The organism is Sphingomonas sp. SKA58 (assembly GCF_000153545.1).
GTDB lineage: Bacteria > Pseudomonadota > Alphaproteobacteria > Sphingomonadales > Sphingomonadaceae > Sphingobium > Sphingobium soli.
The window spans coordinates 1,631,499-1,649,324 of record NZ_CH959306.1 but is presented as its reverse complement, the minus strand read 5'-3'; the positions used below and the strand labels follow the sequence as shown (position 1 = coordinate 1,649,324).

General features: G+C 63.0%; 15 protein-coding genes and 2 pseudogenes. 12 read left to right on the top strand and 5 right to left on the bottom strand.

What is annotated here, in order from left to right; translation table 11 throughout:
- Nucleotides 1–345 (top strand): annotated as a pseudogene (locus SKA58_RS08500) (2OG-Fe(II) oxygenase family protein); the annotation flags it as partial.
- A gap of 105 nt (nucleotides 346–450) precedes the next feature.
- On the opposite strand, the gene SKA58_RS08495 reads toward SKA58_RS08500, so the two are convergent.
- The gene (locus SKA58_RS08495; protein ID WP_009821988.1) at nucleotides 451–834 is read right to left on the bottom strand and encodes a dihydroneopterin aldolase; all 384 of its coding nucleotides are present in this window, start codon (nucleotides 832–834) and stop codon (nucleotides 451–453) included.
- Nucleotides 835–962: 128 nt separating this feature from the next.
- Between SKA58_RS08495 and SKA58_RS08490 the strand changes: the two genes are divergently transcribed.
- Genes SKA58_RS08490 through SKA58_RS08475 form a run of 4 tightly spaced genes read left to right on the top strand, consistent with a single transcriptional unit; the run spans nucleotide 963 to nucleotide 3,891 of the window.
- Complete coding sequence (locus tag SKA58_RS08490) at nucleotides 963–1,481, top strand: GNAT family N-acetyltransferase (protein ID WP_037542774.1); 519 nt, start codon at nucleotides 963–965, stop codon at nucleotides 1,479–1,481.
- Between the two features lie 43 nt (nucleotides 1,482–1,524).
- On the top strand, nucleotides 1,525–2,091 hold the full coding sequence (locus SKA58_RS08485; RefSeq protein WP_037542772.1) for a DUF1285 domain-containing protein: 567 nt from the start codon (nucleotides 1,525–1,527) through the stop codon (nucleotides 2,089–2,091).
- Nucleotides 2,088–2,699: a CoA pyrophosphatase gene (locus SKA58_RS08480; RefSeq protein WP_009821985.1), complete on the top strand. Its 612-nt coding sequence runs from the start codon at nucleotides 2,088–2,090 to the stop codon at nucleotides 2,697–2,699. The genes SKA58_RS08485 and SKA58_RS08480 overlap by 4 nt, the downstream gene beginning before the upstream one ends.
- Nucleotides 2,680–3,891: a CCA tRNA nucleotidyltransferase gene (locus tag SKA58_RS08475; protein WP_009821984.1), complete on the top strand. Its 1,212-nt coding sequence runs from the start codon at nucleotides 2,680–2,682 to the stop codon at nucleotides 3,889–3,891. Before SKA58_RS08480 ends, SKA58_RS08475 begins: the two co-directional genes overlap by 20 nt.
- On the opposite strand, the gene SKA58_RS08470 is transcribed toward SKA58_RS08475, so the two are convergent.
- Both SKA58_RS08470 and parC read right to left on the bottom strand, forming a co-directional pair.
- Nucleotides 3,855–5,495 carry a putative bifunctional diguanylate cyclase/phosphodiesterase gene (locus SKA58_RS08470; RefSeq protein WP_232209383.1) on the bottom strand — a complete coding sequence of 547 codons (1,641 nt, stop codon included), beginning with the start codon at nucleotides 5,493–5,495 and terminating at the stop codon, nucleotides 3,855–3,857. The two genes, SKA58_RS08475 and SKA58_RS08470, sit on opposite strands and share 37 nt — an antisense overlap.
- Before the next feature lie 171 nt (nucleotides 5,496–5,666).
- The gene (gene parC / locus SKA58_RS08465) at nucleotides 5,667–7,955 is read right to left on the bottom strand and encodes a DNA topoisomerase IV subunit A (RefSeq protein WP_037542770.1); all 2,289 of its coding nucleotides are present in this window, start codon (nucleotides 7,953–7,955) and stop codon (nucleotides 5,667–5,669) included.
- A gap of 151 nt (nucleotides 7,956–8,106) precedes the next feature.
- On the opposite strand from parC, the gene otsB reads away from it, so the two are divergent.
- The 5 genes from otsB to purC all read left to right on the top strand — a co-directional run bounded on the left by otsB (nucleotide 8,107) and on the right by purC (nucleotide 13,244).
- Nucleotides 8,107–8,874 carry a trehalose-phosphatase gene (otsB, locus tag SKA58_RS08460; protein ID WP_037542324.1) on the top strand — a complete coding sequence of 256 codons (768 nt, stop codon included), beginning with the start codon at nucleotides 8,107–8,109 and terminating at the stop codon, nucleotides 8,872–8,874.
- A gap of 87 nt (nucleotides 8,875–8,961) precedes the next feature.
- Complete coding sequence (locus SKA58_RS08455) at nucleotides 8,962–10,746, top strand: glycoside hydrolase family 15 protein (protein WP_269572088.1); 1,785 nt, start codon at nucleotides 8,962–8,964, stop codon at nucleotides 10,744–10,746.
- A complete protein-coding gene (otsA, locus tag SKA58_RS08450; protein ID WP_009821979.1) occupies nucleotides 10,743–12,149 on the top strand; it encodes an alpha,alpha-trehalose-phosphate synthase (UDP-forming) in 1,407 nt (468 codons plus the stop codon). Before SKA58_RS08455 ends, otsA begins: the two co-directional genes overlap by 4 nt.
- Before the next feature lie 31 nt (nucleotides 12,150–12,180).
- Nucleotides 12,181–12,315 carry a hypothetical protein gene (locus SKA58_RS20500; RefSeq protein ID WP_009821978.1) on the top strand — a complete coding sequence of 45 codons (135 nt, stop codon included), beginning with the start codon at nucleotides 12,181–12,183 and terminating at the stop codon, nucleotides 12,313–12,315.
- Nucleotides 12,316–12,461: 146 nt separating this feature from the next.
- On the top strand, nucleotides 12,462–13,244 hold the full coding sequence (gene purC / locus SKA58_RS08445) for a phosphoribosylaminoimidazolesuccinocarboxamide synthase (RefSeq protein WP_009821977.1): 783 nt from the start codon (nucleotides 12,462–12,464) through the stop codon (nucleotides 13,242–13,244).
- 38 nt (nucleotides 13,245–13,282) lie between these two features.
- Here purC and SKA58_RS08440 read toward each other — a convergent pair whose 3' ends face one another.
- Both SKA58_RS08440 and SKA58_RS08435 read right to left on the bottom strand, forming a co-directional pair.
- Nucleotides 13,283–14,041, bottom strand: coding sequence for a sulfite exporter TauE/SafE family protein (locus SKA58_RS08440; RefSeq protein ID WP_009821976.1), 759 nt, complete (start codon nucleotides 14,039–14,041; stop codon nucleotides 13,283–13,285).
- 69 nt (nucleotides 14,042–14,110) lie between these two features.
- A pseudogene (locus SKA58_RS08435) lies at nucleotides 14,111–15,333 on the bottom strand (polyhydroxyalkanoate depolymerase).
- Nucleotides 15,334–15,462: 129 nt separating this feature from the next.
- Here SKA58_RS08435 and SKA58_RS08430 point away from each other — a divergent pair.
- Complete coding sequence (locus SKA58_RS08430) at nucleotides 15,463–16,119, top strand: glutathione S-transferase (RefSeq protein WP_009821973.1); 657 nt, start codon at nucleotides 15,463–15,465, stop codon at nucleotides 16,117–16,119.
- Between the two features lie 34 nt (nucleotides 16,120–16,153).
- Nucleotides 16,154–17,824, top strand: a complete 1,671-nt coding sequence (locus SKA58_RS08425) for a M28 family metallopeptidase (protein ID WP_009821972.1) — start codon at nucleotides 16,154–16,156, stop codon at nucleotides 17,822–17,824.
- The last annotated feature ends 2 nt before the right edge of the window (nucleotides 17,825–17,826 follow it).

Sequence of the window (17,826 nt, the reverse complement as noted above, 5' to 3'; positions counted from 1 at the left end):
TGGGCGCCGAGGAAGGCGGGTCTGGAACTCAAGGATCGCAACGGCAACTGGTTGCCGGTCGTGCCGCCGCCGGGCGCTTTGGCGATCAACGTCGGCGATATGCTCCAGCGGTTGACCAACCATGTCCTGCCATCGACCAGCCATCGCGTGGTCAATCCTCCGCCCGAAAGGCGGGGGCATTCGCGCTATTCCATGCCCTTTTTCCTGCATCTGCGCCCTGACTTCATGATCGACGCCCTGCCCCAATGCGTGAGTGCCGACAATCCGCGTCGCGATCCGCCGATCAGCGCGCATGATTATCTGACCGAGCGGTTGATCGAGATCGGGTTGATCCAGAAGGGGTAGCGAAGTCCCGCCGTCGAGGAGGCGGCGGGACGGTTTCACCCTGCGTTGCGAGAACGGCCCCCTGCCCCCAAAAAGGGCGATAATCGGGGCTGTTTTCCGCGCGTCCTATCTCCGCCCGCGGCCCAGCGTAATGCCGATTTCCTCGCCGCGTTCGCTCAGCGCGAGCTTGACGATTTTCACTTCGACATGGCTGACCTTGTCGTCCTGAAGGAAGATGGTGTCGATGATATGGTCGGCCACCGCCTCTATCAGTGTGAAATGCACGCCTTCGGGCAGCGCGGTCGATGCCGCATGCTTGAGGTCCATATAGTTTTTCGACTGACCGAGCGGCGTTTCCGGCTCGTAATGATCAGCGATTCGCAAGCGGGCGCGAATGGATATGCGCAGCGGCTGGGGAAGATGCGTCTCCTCCGAATAAATGCCGGTGAGCACGTCGACATGGAGATTATTGACCTCCAGCGTCAGAAAATCGTCAAAACCCGTATGCATAGCCTGCCAACCATCGCCCACAGCCTGACCCCAGACAGGGACTATTTTTCTTTCCTTTTGCGAGGCGGGCGCTAAAGCCCCCGCTTCCGGCGCTGCCCCATGCGCCATTGATCGCGGATCGGCAAGGCGTGTCTGACATTATCCCTTTGGACACTGTTGCATCTGACGCCATCGAGGCTTTGCTGGACGCCGCTTTCGGGCCCGATCGCCACGGCCGCACCGCCTATCGTATCCGGGAAGGCATGGCGATCATTCCGGCCCTGTCGGTGGCCATTGCCGGTCGCGGCGGCGAGTTGATCGGCACGCTGCAAAGCTGGCCTGTCGCCCTGACGCAGGCGGATGGCCAGCAGATACCGCTCATCATGATCGGGCCGGTCGCGGTGGCTCCTGCGCATCAACAGGACGGCCATGGCCGGGCGATGATGGATGCCGTCATCGGCAAGGCACGCGCGCTCCGCACCGAACCGTTGATGATGATCGGCGATCCGGAATATTATGGCCGTTTCTGGGGCTTTACAGCCGATGGCACGGGCGGATGGGATGCGCCCGGTCCGTTCGAGAAGCGCCGTCTGCTCGCCCTGTCGCTCGATGGCCGACCGGTGGGCGGCGAAGGCATGCTGACCCCCCGGATCACGATTTCGGCCTGATTCCCCCTTTGCCTTCGGCGGCTTGGGCTCCTATCTCGAAGCCATGCCGATGGACCCCTTGCCCGATCTCGCCACCCTGTCGCTGCCCGACATTGCCCGGCTGCTCGCTGAAAAGAAGCTGCCGCCGGTCGAGCAGTGGAATCCCGGCCATTGCGGCGACAGCGAAATGCGGATCGCCCGGGACGGCACTTGGTATCACCAGGGATCACCGATCGGGCGAGAGGCGATGGTGCGGCTATTTTCGACCATCTTGCGGCTGGAGAACGATGGCACCCATGTGCTGGTGACGCCGGTCGAGAAACTGGACATCGAGGTTGAGGACGCGCCCTTTGTTGCCGTCGAGCTCAAGAGCGAAGGCGAAGGCCGGGATCGCGCGCTCGCCTTCCGGCTCAACACCGGGGACCTGGTAGCTGCCGGGCCGGACAATGCGCTGGCCTTGCGCGATACCGATGACGGCCCGCGCCCTTATCTGCACGTGCGTGGCGGGTTGGAAGCGCTGATTTCCCGCAGCGTCTATTATGAGCTGATGAACCTGGCGCTGGAGGAAGGCGGGGAGCCCGTCGGCGTGTGGAGCCATGGCACCTTCTTCCCGCTGGACAACGCCCGATGACGCTGGCGCTGCGGCTGCGCGCCGCGCTGCAAGAAGGGCATAGCCTGGGCGACACGCTGCCGCTGTCGGACGTGCGCGATCCACGGATCCAGGGCGACATCCTGCTGGCACCGGCAGCTGTGCTGGTCGCGATCACCGATCGGCCCGAACCGGGGCTGATCCTGACCGAACGATCGACCGCGTTGCGCAAACATGCCGGGCAGGTCGCCTTCCCCGGCGGCCGCGTCGATCCTTCCGATGCCAACGAAATCGCCGGCGCGCTGCGCGAGGCGCAGGAGGAAATCGCGCTAGCGCCAGACCAGGTCGAGGTGATCGGGATATCCGATCGCTACCAGACCTTCACCGGTTTCGACATCGTGCCCGTGCTGGGCGTGATTCCGCCCGACCTGCCGCTCCGCGCGCAGGAAAGCGAAGTGGCTGCCTGGTTCGAGGTGCCGCTCGCCTTCGCGCTCGACCCTGCCAACCGCATCCGTCGCGAGGTCGAATATGCCGGTGCGATGCGCCCTTATTATGAGATATTCTGGGAAGGTCGCCGCATATGGGGCATCACCGCCGCCATTCTCGCCAATCTGTCCCGCAGGCTCGGCCATGACCGTCTCGCTGCCTGATGCGCCCTGGCGTCATCGCGGGGGCCTTTCCGCATTGCTATCTGCCCTTGGGGCCGCCGAAGGCACGGCGCGCTATGTCGGCGGCGCGGTACGGGACGGACTGCTGGGCCTGCCGGTCAATGACCTGGACATCGCCACGTCGCTGCCACCGGTGACGGTCATGGAACGCCTCCAGGGGGCAGGGATCAAGACGGTGCCGACCGGGATCGAGCATGGCACGGTAACGGCCGTGCTGGCCGATGGGCCGGTAGAGATCACGACCCTGCGCCGCGACGTCAGCACCGACGGCCGGCGCGCAACCATCGCCTATACCGACGACTGGCGCGAGGACGCGGCCCGGCGGGACTTTACGATCAACGCGCTCTATGCTGACCCGCTGACCGGCGCGATCAGCGATTATTTCGGCGGGATCGCGGATTTGGAAGCCCGGCGACTCCGTTTCATTGGCGAGGCGGACGCGCGCATCGCCGAAGATCATTTGCGCATCCTGCGCTATTTCCGCTTCCTCGCGCGCTATGGCGACAATGATGTGGACAATAGCGCCTATGCCGCCTGCGTTGCCGCCGCAAACAGCCTGATGGCGCTGTCGCGCGAGCGGATTGCGGACGAATTGCTCAAGTTGATGGCCGTCGCAGCGCCCGGCCAGGCGCTGCGCCTGATGATCGAGGGCGGCATATTGCGCCCGGTGCTGCCGGAGGTGGCGATGGACGGCGTCGATCGGGTGGAGGCGCTGATCGAAAGAGAGGCGCAGGCGGCGTTGCCGCCATCGCCCGTGCGGCGGCTTGCGGCCCTTTTGCCGCCCGACGCTGCTGTGGCCGATCAGGTCGGCGCACGGCTGAAATTGTCGAACAAGGCGCGCAAACGCTTGGTGCTTGCGCTCGGGCAGGACGGCGTAGGCGAGCGGCCACGGGCGCTGGCGTTTCGCATCGGCACCGAAGCCGCGATCGACCGCCTGCTGCTAGACAGCGCCCGGCCCATCGACATGCTCGACCAGGTGATTGGCTGGACGCCGCCCAAGCTGCCGATCAGCGGAGGCACGTTAATCAGTCGAGGCTTGACGCCGGGGCCGGATGTGGCGAAGGCGCTGCGCCAGGTCGAACAGATATGGGTGGACGAAGACTTTCCCGACGACGGCCGTGTCGATCAGATCGCCGATCAGATCGTTTCGAAATTCCAGCGCGCGCGCCAATAGTCGAAGGCGTCGGCTTCGTTCATCGGGCGTGCGAAATAATAGCCCTGCCCCTGCCAACAACCCAGATTCTGGAGTTGCAGCGCAAGAGCCTGGGTTTCGATCCCTTCCGCCGTCACCTTGAGGTTCAGCGACTCCGCGAGCGAGAGGATGGTGCGGACGATCACCATCTTGTCGTGATCCTCCAGCATGGAGGACACGAAGCTGCGATCGATCTTGAGAATGTCAATCGGGAGGCTGTGCAGGCTTGCAAGGTTGGAAAAACCCGTTCCGAAATCGTCCATGGCGATGGACATATCGAGATCCTTGAGCGCAACCAGCCATTTGCGCGCCTTGTCAGGATCGGCAACGATCGCGCTTTCGGTCAGTTCGGCGGTCATGCGGCGGCCGTCTATTCCGGCATAGCGCAGCGCTTCTTCGAACATGCTTTCCACGTCGTCGCGCGCGATCTGGATGGCCGATACGTTGACATTGACGCTGACGGGCAGCGGCTGGCCATATTTCGCGTCCCAGCGCGACAGGGCCTGTGCGGCTTCATAGGCGGCCCAGCGTCCAAGGGACGTGATCAGGCCGCTTTCTTCGGCAACCGCGATAAATTCGGTCGGCGGCACATTGCCCAGGTCCGGGTCGTTCCAGCGGGCCAGCGCTTCAAAACCCGTAATCTCGCCAGTTTGAAGGTGAATGAGCGGCTGATAGGCCAGCGACAATCCACCCTGTGACAAGGCGTCGCGCAGCCGGCTTTCGATCGAAAAGCGGCGTTGTGCTTCCTTGAGGACGCCGTTGCGATAAATTTCGACTTTGCCGGTTCGCTTGGCGATCTTGACCGCGGCCTGCGCCTTGCGGACGACGTCATCGGGATCATCATCCAGGTTCAAAGACAACGCGCAGCCAATGGCGCAATCGACGCGAATTTGCAGATCGCTCAGCCGGATGGGCGATCCCATGGCGTCCTGAATTCTCTGAACAATGTGAAGAACGTCCGACAAGCCATTGTTCAAACGGGCAAAGATCGCGAAATCATTGCCACCGATCCGCGCCAGCACGTCACCCTGGCGCAGGCTGGACTTCAGGCGCTTTGCCACGGTGATAAGCAATTCATCCCCGGCCATCGGTCCCAGCGATTCATTGACCCGGCTGAACCGGCTCAGGTCGATGGCGATGATGCCGAACTGCGCCGTGTCGGGCCAGATGCCATTCTTGAGCCGGTCGTCAATTTCTTCGCCAAAGCCCGTGCGATTGGGAAGCGCGGTGAGACCGTCTGCCAGCAGTTCCCGCCGCAAATTCTTTTCGATTGCCCGTTCATTGGTGTGGTCGGTCGCGGTGAACAGGAGCAGGTTTTGCGCCGGATCCTGGCTATGCAGCCGACCGATCGTGCACATATGATATTCCGGGCCGAGCTTTCCTTCACGCCGCGTTTCGAAAAAGGCGTTATCCTTGCCGGAAGCGATGAATTCGCGAATGCGTTCGGCCCAGGCGGAATTGGGCAACACATCTGCGGGACTGACCCGGCCCTGTTCAAGCGCGCGATTGAAGCGCGTGTTACCCGCGATCACGGAGAGGCCATCGTCATGATAGGCCACGATCGCCGCAGCCTGGGGCAGCGCCATCAGGAATTGGGCAGGGTCATCGATGGTGCAGACACAGGGGTCCGCGCCACCGCAGCTCGCTTTGCTACGGATCGTCTGAGCCAGGCGAGGACGCACGGACGCGGATTCCATGGGACCGGGCTAAAGCGATTAGGTAAATATTCTGAAAACGAGATTCCGAAATCGAATAATTCAAAACCGGTTATCGCGCGGGAATCCGTTGGGCGGCATTCGGCCGGCAGCGCCGCGCGCGACCTTCCACGGCGTCATATCGGTTTCATTACGGGTGCGGCCCGAATCGCCCCCCATCGCCCAGGTCAGCCCGTCGGCCAGGCGGAAGGCGATGGCGTCAGACAGACCGCCATCGCGATAGCGTTGCAGTTGGACGCCCTGCCCGCGCGCCATGCGCGGCATTTCGGAGATGGCGAAGACCAGCAATTTCCGGTTCTCGCCAATGACGGCAATGCTGTCCGCGTCTGCTGTCACAGGGTGGACGACCGCGAGCCGCGCGCCGGCGCGGACATTCACGACTTGCTTGCCCTTGCGCGTTTCCGCCATGATGTCGGCCATCGCAGCGATGAAGCCGCGCCCGTCGGACGAGGCAAGCAGCAGGTCGCCGCCAGCGCGCGCTGGCATTAGGGCAACGATCGCCCCTTCATTATCCATGTCCACGAGCGAGCGCACCGGATCGCCGAACCCGCGGCCACCCGGCAGCTTATCCGACGACAGGGTGAAGACGCGCCCTGTGGACGTCGCCAGCAGCAGCTTGTCAGTGGTGTAGGCATGGAAGGCGAATTGCGGGCCGTCCCCTTCCTTGAACTTGAGCGTATCGGCCGCCGCCAGATCGCGATGGCCACTCATGGCGCGAATCCAGCCGCGTTCAGAGAGGATCACGGTGATCGGCTCTCGCTCGATCATCGCTTCCAACGGGATTTCGCGCGCGGGCGCGGCTTCCTCGACCAATGTGCGGCGGCGCCCGAGATCGGTTTCGGGACCATAGCGCTTGCGCAGGGCGGCGAGGTCCTTCTTGAGCCGGGTGCGCTGCCGGGCCGGGCTTTCGACCAACTTTTCCAGTTCGTCGCGTTCCTTGAGCAGTTCGTCATGCTCGCGGCGAAGCTCCATTTCCTCTAGCTTGCGCAAGCTGCGCAGGCGCATGTTGAGGATCGCTTCGGCCTGGCGATCGGTAAGGCCAAATTCGACCATCATCACCTCTTTTGGCTCGTCCTCCGTGCGGATGATCTCGATCACCCGGTCGAGGTTCAGATAGGCGATGATATAGCCGTCGAGCAGTTCGACCCGCGCCGCGATCTTGTCGAGCCGGTGACGCGCGCGCCGGACCAGCACGTCAATCTGGTGCCGCAGCCATTCGACCAGAAGAGGCTTCAATCCCAGCACGCGCGGCGTGTGCGTGGAGTCGAGCACATTGAGATTGAGGGGAAAGCGATTTTCGAGGTCAGTCAGGCGGAACAGGCTGTCCATCAGCACCTGATCGTCGACGGTGCGGGCGCGCGGTTCGATGACGATGCGGATGTCCGCGTCGGATTCGTCGCGCACATCGGCCAGGATCGGAAGCTTCTTGTCGTTGATCAGCGCCGCGATCTGCTCGATCAGTTTCGACTTCTGCACCTGGTAGGGAATTTCGGTGACGACCGCGATCCAGGTGCCGCGCCCATGATCCTCCTTGTGCCAGCGCGCGCGGGTGCGGAAGGCGCCGCGCCCAGTGGCATAGGCTTCGGCGATGATCGACGGACTGTCGACCAGCACGCCGCCGGTGGGAAAGTCAGGCCCGCGCACGATCTGCATCAGCGCGCCATGATCGGCGTCGGGATCGTCGATCAGCAGGTTGGCGGCGTCGATCAGCTCCGCGACATTGTGCGGCGGGATGCTGGTCGCCATCCCGACCGCGATGCCGCTGGCGCCATTGGCGAGCAGATTGGGGAAGAGGCCGGGAAACACCTCCGGCTCCTCATCCTCGCCATTATAGGTGGGGCGAAAATCGACGGTGCCTTCATCCAGGCCCGCCATCAGATCGGCCGCCGCCTGGGTCAGGCGCGCTTCGGTATAACGCATGGCCGCGGCGTTATCGCCGTCGATATTGCCGAAATTTCCCTGCCCGTCGACCAGCGGCGTGCGCAAGGAAAAATCCTGCGCCAGCCGCACCATGGCGTCATAGACGGACGCGTCGCCATGCGGGTGATATTTGCCGATCACATCGCCCACGACGCGAGCGCATTTCTTGTAGGCGGTGGTGTTGCGCGCAGGATTGGCGGTGAGCACATCGGCGCTGGCCCCGCCCGGCTCCATCCGCAACAGCCGCATCGCCCAGAGCAGGCGGCGATGCACGGGCTTCAAGCCATCACGCAGGTCCGGCAGCGAGCGCGCGGTAATGGTCGAGAGCGCATAGACGAGATAGCGCTGGGACAGCGCTTCGTCGAAGGGATGGTCCTTGATGGCGTCGAACGGGTCGCGGAAGTCTGTCATTCCGTCCAGGATAGCAGCGCGCAGCGCTTTGGCAACGATGGCGAACGTCGGTGAGACGGGGCCCTGCCCGCCCATCGCTGACGGGAATATTTTGCGTGCGGTGCACCATAAGAGGGGTTGCGGTTTGGGAGGAAAGCGCCACTTTGCGCCGGTGTCTGATTCTCCCCCTTCCCCAGCCGTCACCCCGCTCCGGGCCCCATCCGTCAGCTTGTTGGAGGGCGCGGCGCTGTTTCTAGACTTTGACGGAACGCTAGCGCCGATCGCCGATACGCCCTGCGGCGTCGAGGTGGACGAAGAACTGATCGGGACGCTGCTGCGGCTGCGCGACGCGCTGGACGGGCGCCTGGCGATCGTCAGTGGCCGGTCGGTCGCGACGCTGCGGGACTTTGGCTTTACCGACTTCCTGATTGCCGGCACGCACGGATTGGAGTTCGCTGCGCCGGGCGCGGACGTGGACGCGCCCGCGCGCCTGCCGGCGATCGACGCGGTGGAGCATGCGTTCAACGCTTTCGTTGCGGCCAAGCCGGGCCTGCTGGTCGAACGCAAGACGATCAGCGTCGGGCTGCATTTTCGCGGCGCGCCGCAATGGGGCGACGAGGCCCGCGCGCTCGCCATGGCGCTCGCCAACGATCACGACCTGGCGGTGCAACCGGGCAAGATGCTGTTCGAACTGCGCCCCGGCGGCGCCGACAAAGGCAGCGCGGTGCGCCGGCTGATGGCGCAGGCCCCGATGGCGGGCGGCGTTCCCGTCTTCATCGGCGACGATGTGACCGATGAGGAAGGCTTTGCCGCCGCCGCCGAGCAGGGCGGCGCGGGGATACTGGTCGGCGCGCCGCGATCGACTTTTGCCGCCTTTGGGTTGGAACAGGTTGCCGCCGTCAGGCATTATCTGGCTGAAGGGGCTGCCCGGCTCGGCTGAACGGCGGCCTATTGGCTTGGTTGCAGTCAAAAAGGGGGCAGAAACATCAGCAACAGCAACGGCGAAACGCATGCCAGCGAACAGACGCTGGACCTTTGGCCCATCGGCAATTGCCAGGCGTCGGCTCTGATCGACCGCGCCGGGCGCATGGTTTGGGGCTGCGTGCCCCGCGTGGATGGCGACCCGGTCTTTTCCGCCCTGCTCGACGACCAGTCCTGGGATGATCCGGACGCACGCGGATTCTGGGCGATCGAACTGGAAAATGTCGTCGCGGTCGAACAACAGTATATCCGCAACACCCCGATACTCGTGACGCGCCAGCGCGATGCGCAGGGCAACGCGATCGAAACCTATGACTTCTGCCCGCGCCATCGGCACAAGGGGCGCATGTACCGCCCGGTCGCCTTCGTACGGATCGTCCGGCCGGTCGCGGGAAGCCCGCGCATTCGCGTGCGACTGCGCCCGACGACGAGCTGGAACGCGGAAACGGTGCCGATCAGCTACGGATCCAACCATATCCGCATGGTGCTGTCCTATATGGCGATGCGCGTATCGACCAACGCGCCCATCGGCCTCATCAGCCAGGAAAGCTGGTTTCGGCTGGAAGCCGACATGCATTTCTTCATGGGGCCGGACGAAGGCTTTTCCGACGCGCTTCGCCCCGCGATCGAACGGATGCTGGACGATACGATCCTGGAATGGCAGGTCTGGGTCCGGGGTCTTGCCATTCCCGCCGAGTGGCAGGAAGCGGTCATTCGATCCGCCATCACGTTGAAGCTGTGCCAGCATGAGGAAACCGGCGCGATCGTCGCGGCGCTGACGACGTCCATTCCCGAACATGCCGACAGCGGGCGTAACTGGGACTATCGCTATTGCTGGATTCGTGACGCATATTACACGGTGGAGGCACTCAACCGGCTGGGTGCGCTGGACGTGCTGGAAACCTATCTCGTCTATCTGCGCAATATCGTCGATGGCGCCAAGGGCGGGCATATCCAGCCGCTCTATGATGTCCGCGGCAATGCCACGCTGACGGAATGGGAGGCGCAAGCGCTGCCGGGCTATCGCGGCATGGGGCCGGTGCGCGTTGGCAATGCGGCCTATGAACAGATCCAGCATGACGCCTATGGCCAGATCGTGCTGTCGTCGGTTCAGGGCTTCATCGACCAGCGTCTGCTGCGCATGGCGGGCCATGCCGATTTCGAGGCGCTGGAGGCGGTGGGCGAGCGCGCCTGGCAAGTCTATGACAAGCCCGACGCTGGCCTGTGGGAATTGCGCACCCGCGCCCATGTCCACAGCTATAGCGCGGTCATGTGCTGGGCGGCGTGCGATCGTCTGGCCCATGCGGCCAAGGCTTTAGGGCTGGACATGCGCGCGGCTTATTGGGAAAATCGCGCGGAAACGATGCGGGCACGCATATTGGAAGCGGCCTGGCGCAACGACAGCAATGCGATTTCGGCCAATTTCGAGGATGATTCGCGCGACGCTTCCTTGCTCCAGTTGCTCGACCTGCGTTTCCTGAGCGCCGATGACCCCAAGTTCACCGGGACATTGGCAGCACTGGAAGCGGACTTGCGACGCGGCAACGACATGCTGCGATACAGCGCGCCCGATGATTTCGGTGAGCCGGTAACGGCGTTCAACGTCTGCACCTTCTGGCTGATCGAGGCGCTGCACCGCACCGGCCGCACCGAAGAAGCGCGCGAATTGTTCGAGGTCATGCTGTCCCGGCGCACGGCCGCGGGCCTGTTGTCGGAGGATATCGACCCCGTGACCGGGGAATTGTGGGGCAACTATCCCCAAACCTACTCGTTGGTCGGCATCATCAACTGCGCCGTCTTGCTGAGCAAACCGTGGAGCGCGATGCGATGAGCCGCCTGATTATCATCTCCAACAGGGTCAGTCGCCCCAGCAAGAGCGGCAATCAGGGTGGGTTGGCGGTCGCGCTGTCGCAAGCTTTGCGCGAAAGCCGGGGCATATGGGTTGGCTGGTCGGGCGAGGTGACCAACAATTTCACCGGCCATATCGGCTTTGCCGAATATGACGGCGTCAAGACCGCGACGATCGACCTGGAAGAACAGGATGTCGACGAATATTATAATGGCTATGCCAATAAGACGCTGTGGCCGCTATTTCACTTCCGCATCGACCTTGCCGAATATGCGCGCGATTTCGAAGGCGGCTATAACCGCGTCAACAAACGCTTTGCCGAAACGACCAGCCCGCTGATCGAGCCGGACGACATCATCTGGGTTCATGACTATCACATGATCCCGCTCGGCCAGATGCTTCGCGACCGGGGCCTCAAGAACCGGATGGGCTTCTTCCTGCACATCCCCTGGCCACCCACGCGCCTGTTGGTGTCGCTGCCGCACCATACAAAGCTGGTCAGTTCGCTCTTCGCCTATGATGTGGTGGGATTTCATACCGAGGAATGGCTCGAATCCTTCCGTCATTATGTCGAGAAGGAAATGGGCGGCAAGGTTGACGGCGACTTCGTCACCGTGGGCGACCGCACGATCCAGGCGATCGCCTGCCCCATCGGCATCAATGCGCAGGAATTCGCCGACGCCGCCATCAGCGACGCGGCGAAGGACATGTACGGGCAGGTTCGCGCGTCCTTGCAGGACCGGTCGTTGATCGTAGGTGTCGATCGACTGGATTACAGCAAAGGGCTGGAGGAGCGGTTCAACGGCTATGCCCGGTTCCTGAAAGATCATCCCGAACATCATCGCCAGGTCGTGCTGACGCAGATCGCGCCGCCTTCGCGTGGAGAGGTGGAAAGCTATCGCGACATTCGCGCGACTCTCGATTCGCTCGCCGGCCGGATCAACGGCGAATATAGCGATGTCGACTGGACGCCGATCCGGTACGTCAACCAGGGCTATCCCCGCGACAAGCTGGCCGGCATCTATCGCGCGGCGCGGATCGGACTGGTGACGCCTTTGCGCGATGGCATGAACCTGGTGGCCAAGGAATATGTCGCGGCGCAGGACCCGGAGGACCCCGGCGTGCTGGTGCTGTCGCGCTTTGCCGGCGCTGCGATCCAGTTGCGCGACGCGCTGCTCATCAATCCCTATAGCAGCGAAGAAATGTCCGATGCGATCAACCGCGCGCTGGCGATGCCACTCGACGAACGCAAGCGGCGCTGGCGCGCGATGATGGACAGCGTGGAAAAGCAGGATATCAGCTGGTGGCGTCAGACCTTCACCGACCGGCTGACAGCGGCCGAGCCGATCCGCAAAAAGTCAGCCGCAGCGCCCGCGGAGGGTTGAGCCCGAACAGCGCGCTCGCTAGGCCTCGCGGATGCAGCAGGACGACGATGAAGACATAGGCGGATTTTTATCTGCTATTCAGGCCCGGTCGGGCGTCATCATCGCCACGGTGGGACTGATCGCCTGGGTCGCGCTGCTGTGGTTCATGTTTGCTGATGTTCTCTAGCAGCAAGGGAGCGCCCTGCCCCGCCAATTGCACCGGCGGTGAGTTTGTTCTAAAGGCCTGCCCGAACAGCCCCGGCACCCGCTGATCCTTTCCGATTCGCGATTGCCGGGGCGCATTGTTTTTGAGAAAAAAGGTCAGGAACGCGCATGGCCCGTCGCCGCCAGATTTACGAAGGCAAGGCAAAGATCCTCTACGAAGGCCCCGAACCGGGCACGATCATCCAATATTTCAAGGATGACGCCACCGCCTTCAACGCGCAGAAAAAAGGCACGATTTCCGGCAAGGGCGTGCTCAATAATCGCATTTCCGAGCATATCTTCACGCTGCTCGGCCAGATCGGCGTGCCAACCCATTTCATTCGTCGGCTCAACATGCGCGAACAGCTGATCCGGCAGGTCGAAATCGTGCCGATCGAGGTGATCGTGCGCAATGTGGCTGCCGGATCGCTCTCCAAGAAACTGGGGATCGAGGAAGGCACGCAGTTGCCGCGCACGCTGATCGAATATTGCTACAAGGATGACGCGCTCGGCGATCCGCTGGTGTCCGAAGAGCATATTGCCTGTTTCGGCTGGGCGACGCAGGAGGAAATGCACGATATTGCCGACATGGCGATCCGCGTGAATGATTTCCTGTGCGGCCTGTTCGCCGGCATCGGCATACGCCTCATCGACTTCAAGCTGGAGTTCGGGCGGCTTTATGACGGCGATTACAGCCGCATCATCCTGGCCGACGAAATCAGCCCGGACGGATGCCGGCTGTGGGACATGGCCACCAACGAGAAGCTGGACAAGGACCGGTTCCGCCGCGATCTGGGCGGCGAAGTCGAAGCCTATCAGGAAGTGGCGCGGCGGCTGGGCCTGTTGCCCGAAGGACTGGATACCACCGTGCTCGACCTCGACACCCATCGCAAGAAGCGCGAGAAGGAATAGGAAAAAGGCCGGCCACAGCGCCGGCCTTTTTCATGGCGTCACGCCGTCAGGGCATCAGCCATCAATTTGAGGCCGAGCAGGATCATCAGCACATAGATGAGCGTGTAGAAGCGCGCGGGATCAACCCGCCGCACCAGCGCGACGCCCGCGAATGTTGACAGGATCGCGACCGGCGCCAGCATCGCGGTGGCGGCCAGATTGTCGCGGGTGAACTGCCCCAGGGCGGCATAGGCCGGAACCTTCATCCAGTTCATCGCAGCAAAAGCGAAGGCGGTCGTGCCCACCAACATGTCGCGCGCAAGCTTCTTGGGCAATACCCACATCTGAAAAGGCGGTGAGCCGGCATGCGCGATCTGGCTGGTGAAACCGCTGGCGATCCCGAACAGAAAACCGACCCAGGCCGGCGAATTGGACGGCAGCGTGACCGCGCCGCCCCGCTCGACCCACAGACGTTGCAAGCCGAACAGCACCGAAATGCCACCCAATACGCCCAGGACCGCGACTTCCGACACCTTTGCTGCAAAGAGCCAGCCAAGCATAACCCCGACCGCCGCGCCCGGCAGCATGACCGCAAGGGTCCGTCCGTCCCAGCTGCGCCGATAGGCCCAGACGCTGACCGCATCCTGCAAGATCAGGATCGGCAACAGGATCGCAGCGCCCCGGACCGGATCAATGGCCAGCGCCATGATGGGCATGGCAAGCGCGCCCACGCCCGCAAAGCCCCCCTTGGCCAGCCCGGATATGATAACGGCAACCAGCGCGCAGACGATGTAGATGGCATCGACATCAACCGGCATGGCGCAGCACCAGCGAACAGGCACAAGTCAGGCGCCGACCCGCCTTGAACGGGCCGGGATCGCCTGTCGTCAATTCATCGCCAGGATCATGTTCCGCACCTGCGGGTAGACCTGCTTTTCCCATTTGCTGCCGGAAAACACGCCATAATGGCCAACGCCCGGTTGAAGATGATGACGCTTGAGATGCGGGCGCAGACCCGTGCACAGCGCGTGGGCGGCGGACGTCTGACCCACGGCGCAGACATCGTCACGCTCGCCCTCGACCGTCAGCAACGCGGTCTTGCGGATCGCACCGAGATCGATCTTGCGGCCGCGCACCGTGAGTTCCCCCTTGGCGAGCAGGGTTCGCTGGAACACCATGTCGACGGTCTCGAGGTAAAATTCCTTGGTCATGTCGTGGACGGCGAAATATTCCTCGTAGAATGTCTTGATCTTGTCCGCTTGTTCCGTCTTGCCGTCGGCCAGCAACTGATAGAGTTCGCGATGCTGCGCTCCGTGCCGGGCCATGTTCATGGACACGAACGCGGACAGTTGCAAGAAGCCGGGATAGACCTCCCGCCCGCGCCCCGCATAGCGGAACGGAACGACGGAAATCAGATTTTCCTCGAACCATTTGATCGGTTTTCATTGGCGAGATCATTGACCGCGGTGGGCGCGGCGTTGGGATCGATCGGCCCGCCCATCAGGGTCATGGATCGCGGAGTCGCCTTGTCCTGATCCTCCGACATCAAGGCGACAGCCGCCATGGCCGGCACGCATGGCTGGCATACGGATACGAGGTGCGCGCCCTCCCCCAATTCCTGCAGGAAACGGATCACATAGTCGACATAGTCGTCGAAGCCGAAGCGACCTGCGGACAGAGGAACGTCCCGCGCGTTTTTCCAGTCGGTGATGTAGACATCATGATCGCGCAGCAACGTTTCGACCGTGTTGCGCAGCAAAGTCGAGAAATGGCCGGACATCGGCGCGACCACGAGCACACGCGGCTGATCGACGGCGACGTCGTCCTTCACGAAATGAAGCAGGTTGCCAAAGGGCATGTCGAGCGCGACTTCTTCACGCACGGCCACCTGCGCATTACCGCTCTGCACCAGGTTGATATCGTAGGCCGGCCGCTTGTGGGTCAGCTTCGCGCCCTGAAACACGTCCATCAATGCGAACATTCGGCGCGGCATCGCCCATTCTGCCATCGGGCCCATCGTCTTGCGCAGGCCGAGCGCCCATTCGGCGCCCAGGCGCGCGGGCGCCAGCATGTCGTTCCAGGCCTGATAGCCGCTGTAGAGCATCCGCATGATCGCAAACTTGCCTTATATTGACCCTATGAACCGAATCGGTTCCTTGATGAAACGCTATACAGGCATTTTCTGTTGCACTGCACCATCATAAATGGGAACCTGCGCAGGATAGCGAGGGGTAAATCCATGGCCGACGCGCAAATCACTCTTTCCAGCCGCACCTATTCATCCTGGTCGCTTCGGGGCTGGTTGCTCTGTCGACTCGCGGGGCTGACGGTACAGGAACAGATGGTCGCCCTTGACGACCCTGACAACCGCGCGGAGTTGCTGCTGCTTTCTCCCTCCGTGCTGGTGCCGCGCCTGACCCATGAGGGCGCAAGCGTCTGGGACACGCTGGCTATCGCGGAATATCTGCACGAACTGTATCCTGATGCGGGCATGTATCCCGCCGATCGCGTCGCCCGCGCCCGGTGCCGGTCGGTATCGGGCGAAATCCATTCGGGCTTCATCAACCTGCGGTCCGCGCTGCCGATGAACCTGAAGGTCCGGCACGATCGCTTCCCGATCTTCCCCGGCGCCCGCCCCGACATCGAGCGGGTCGAGACCCTATGGGCGGAATGTCTGGGCGATTATGGCGGCCCCTGGTTGTTCGGCGCCTCACCCACCGTGGCCGACGCGATGTTCGCGCCCGTGGTGCAGCGATTCCTGACCTATGCCGTGGCGGTGAGCCCGATGTCCGCCGCCTATTGCGAAACCATAAACGAGTGGCCGCTGATGCGCGAATGGATCGACGCCGCCCGTCAGGAGCCCGACGAAATGATCGAGTTGGAGACCGAATTCTAGGGCCTTTCCCCTCCGTCCTTAGGGGGGTAAGGCTATGTGCATGACTGTTCGCACGATGCTCCTGGCCCTGGGCCTGTCCGCCACCCCTCTCCTCCCCGCCGCCGCTCAAGCCCAGGCAATCGCCCCTGATCGACTGGAATCTTCCGTACGCACATTGGCGTCCGACCTGTTTCAGGGGCGCGCGCCCGGCACCATCGGAGAGGAGCGGACGATCGGCTATCTCGTCGGCCGGTTCGAGGCGCTGGGGCTGGAACCGGGCGGCCCCGACGGTCAGTGGGTGCAGACAGTGCCGTTGCTGCACACCCAATTGGGCACGCCCACGCAACTCGCCGTGACCCAGGGGAGCGCGACAACGCCATGGACCTTTGGCGAAAATGTCTATGTGTCGACCCTGCAACCCAAGGACAATGTCAGCATCGACAAGGCGCCGATGGTCTTCGTGGGCTATGGCGTTTCCGCGCCCGAACGGGGCTGGGACGACTTCAAGGGCGTGGATCTGAAAGGCAAGGTCGCCGTCTTCCTGGTCAACGATCCCGATTTCGAAGCGGTGAAGGGCGAGGACGCTGTCGGCAAGTTCGGCGGCAAGACCATGACCTATTATGGCCGCTGGACCTACAAGTTCGAGGAAGCCGCGCGGCGCGGCGCGATCGGCGCGCTTATCGTGCATGATACGCCCGGCGCTGGCTATGGCTGGAATGTGGTAAAAAGCCCGGGCGGTGAGAATTACGACCTTGTCCGCCCTGCCGACAGGCTGACAAGCCTTCAGCTTCAGGGCTGGATTGCGGGCGAAGCGGCCAAATCCTTGTTTGCCCGTGCGGGTCAAGATCTGGCGGCCCTGCGTAAAAAGGCGCGGTCAGCGGCGTCCAAGCCGGTCGAGTTGAAAGGCGCGACCTTTACCGCGAGCTTCCCGGTTACGCAGGATGTGGTGCAGAGCGCCAATGTGCTCGCCCGCATCCCGGGGGCCAAACGCCCCGACGAAACGATCATGTATGGCGCGCATTGGGACGCCTATGGCAAGGGCGAACCCGATGCGCAGGGGCGTATCTATCGCGCCGGGGCGAATGATGACGCATTGGGCATCGCCGGCATGTTCGAGATCGCCCGCGCGTTCAAAGCCGGGCCAGCGCCTGACCGCTCCATCCTGTTCGCCGCCTGGACGGCCGAGGAACGCGGCCTGCTGGGGTCCGAACATTATGCGCTAAACCCGGTCTATCCGCTCGACAAGACCGTCGCGAACCTGACCATCGATATCCTCCAGACCGCCGGCAAGGCGAAGGATGTCATTCTGGTCGGCAAGGGACAGAATATGCTGGAGGACGATCTTGCTCGTTTCGCCGCCTGGCAAGGGCGCGTCGTGACGCAGGAAAGCCTACCCGAACGCGGGCTTTTCTATCGCGCCGATCATTTCTCCATGGCGAAACGCGGCGTGCCGGTGCTGCTGATGATGGGCATTGCCGGGGCATCCGACCTGGTCGATGGGGGCCGCGCCGCCGGGCAGGCGTGGGTCGATGCCTATACGGGCAATTGTTATCATCAGGCGTGTGACGCGGTGGACGACAGCTGGAATCTGGACGGCGCGGCGCAGGACATCGATCTGATGCTCGACATCGGGCGCGACCTTGCCACGTCGGACCGCTGGCCGGAATGGAAGCCCGGCTCAGAGTTCAAGGCGATCCGCGACAAGAGCGCCGGGGTCAGGAAATAACC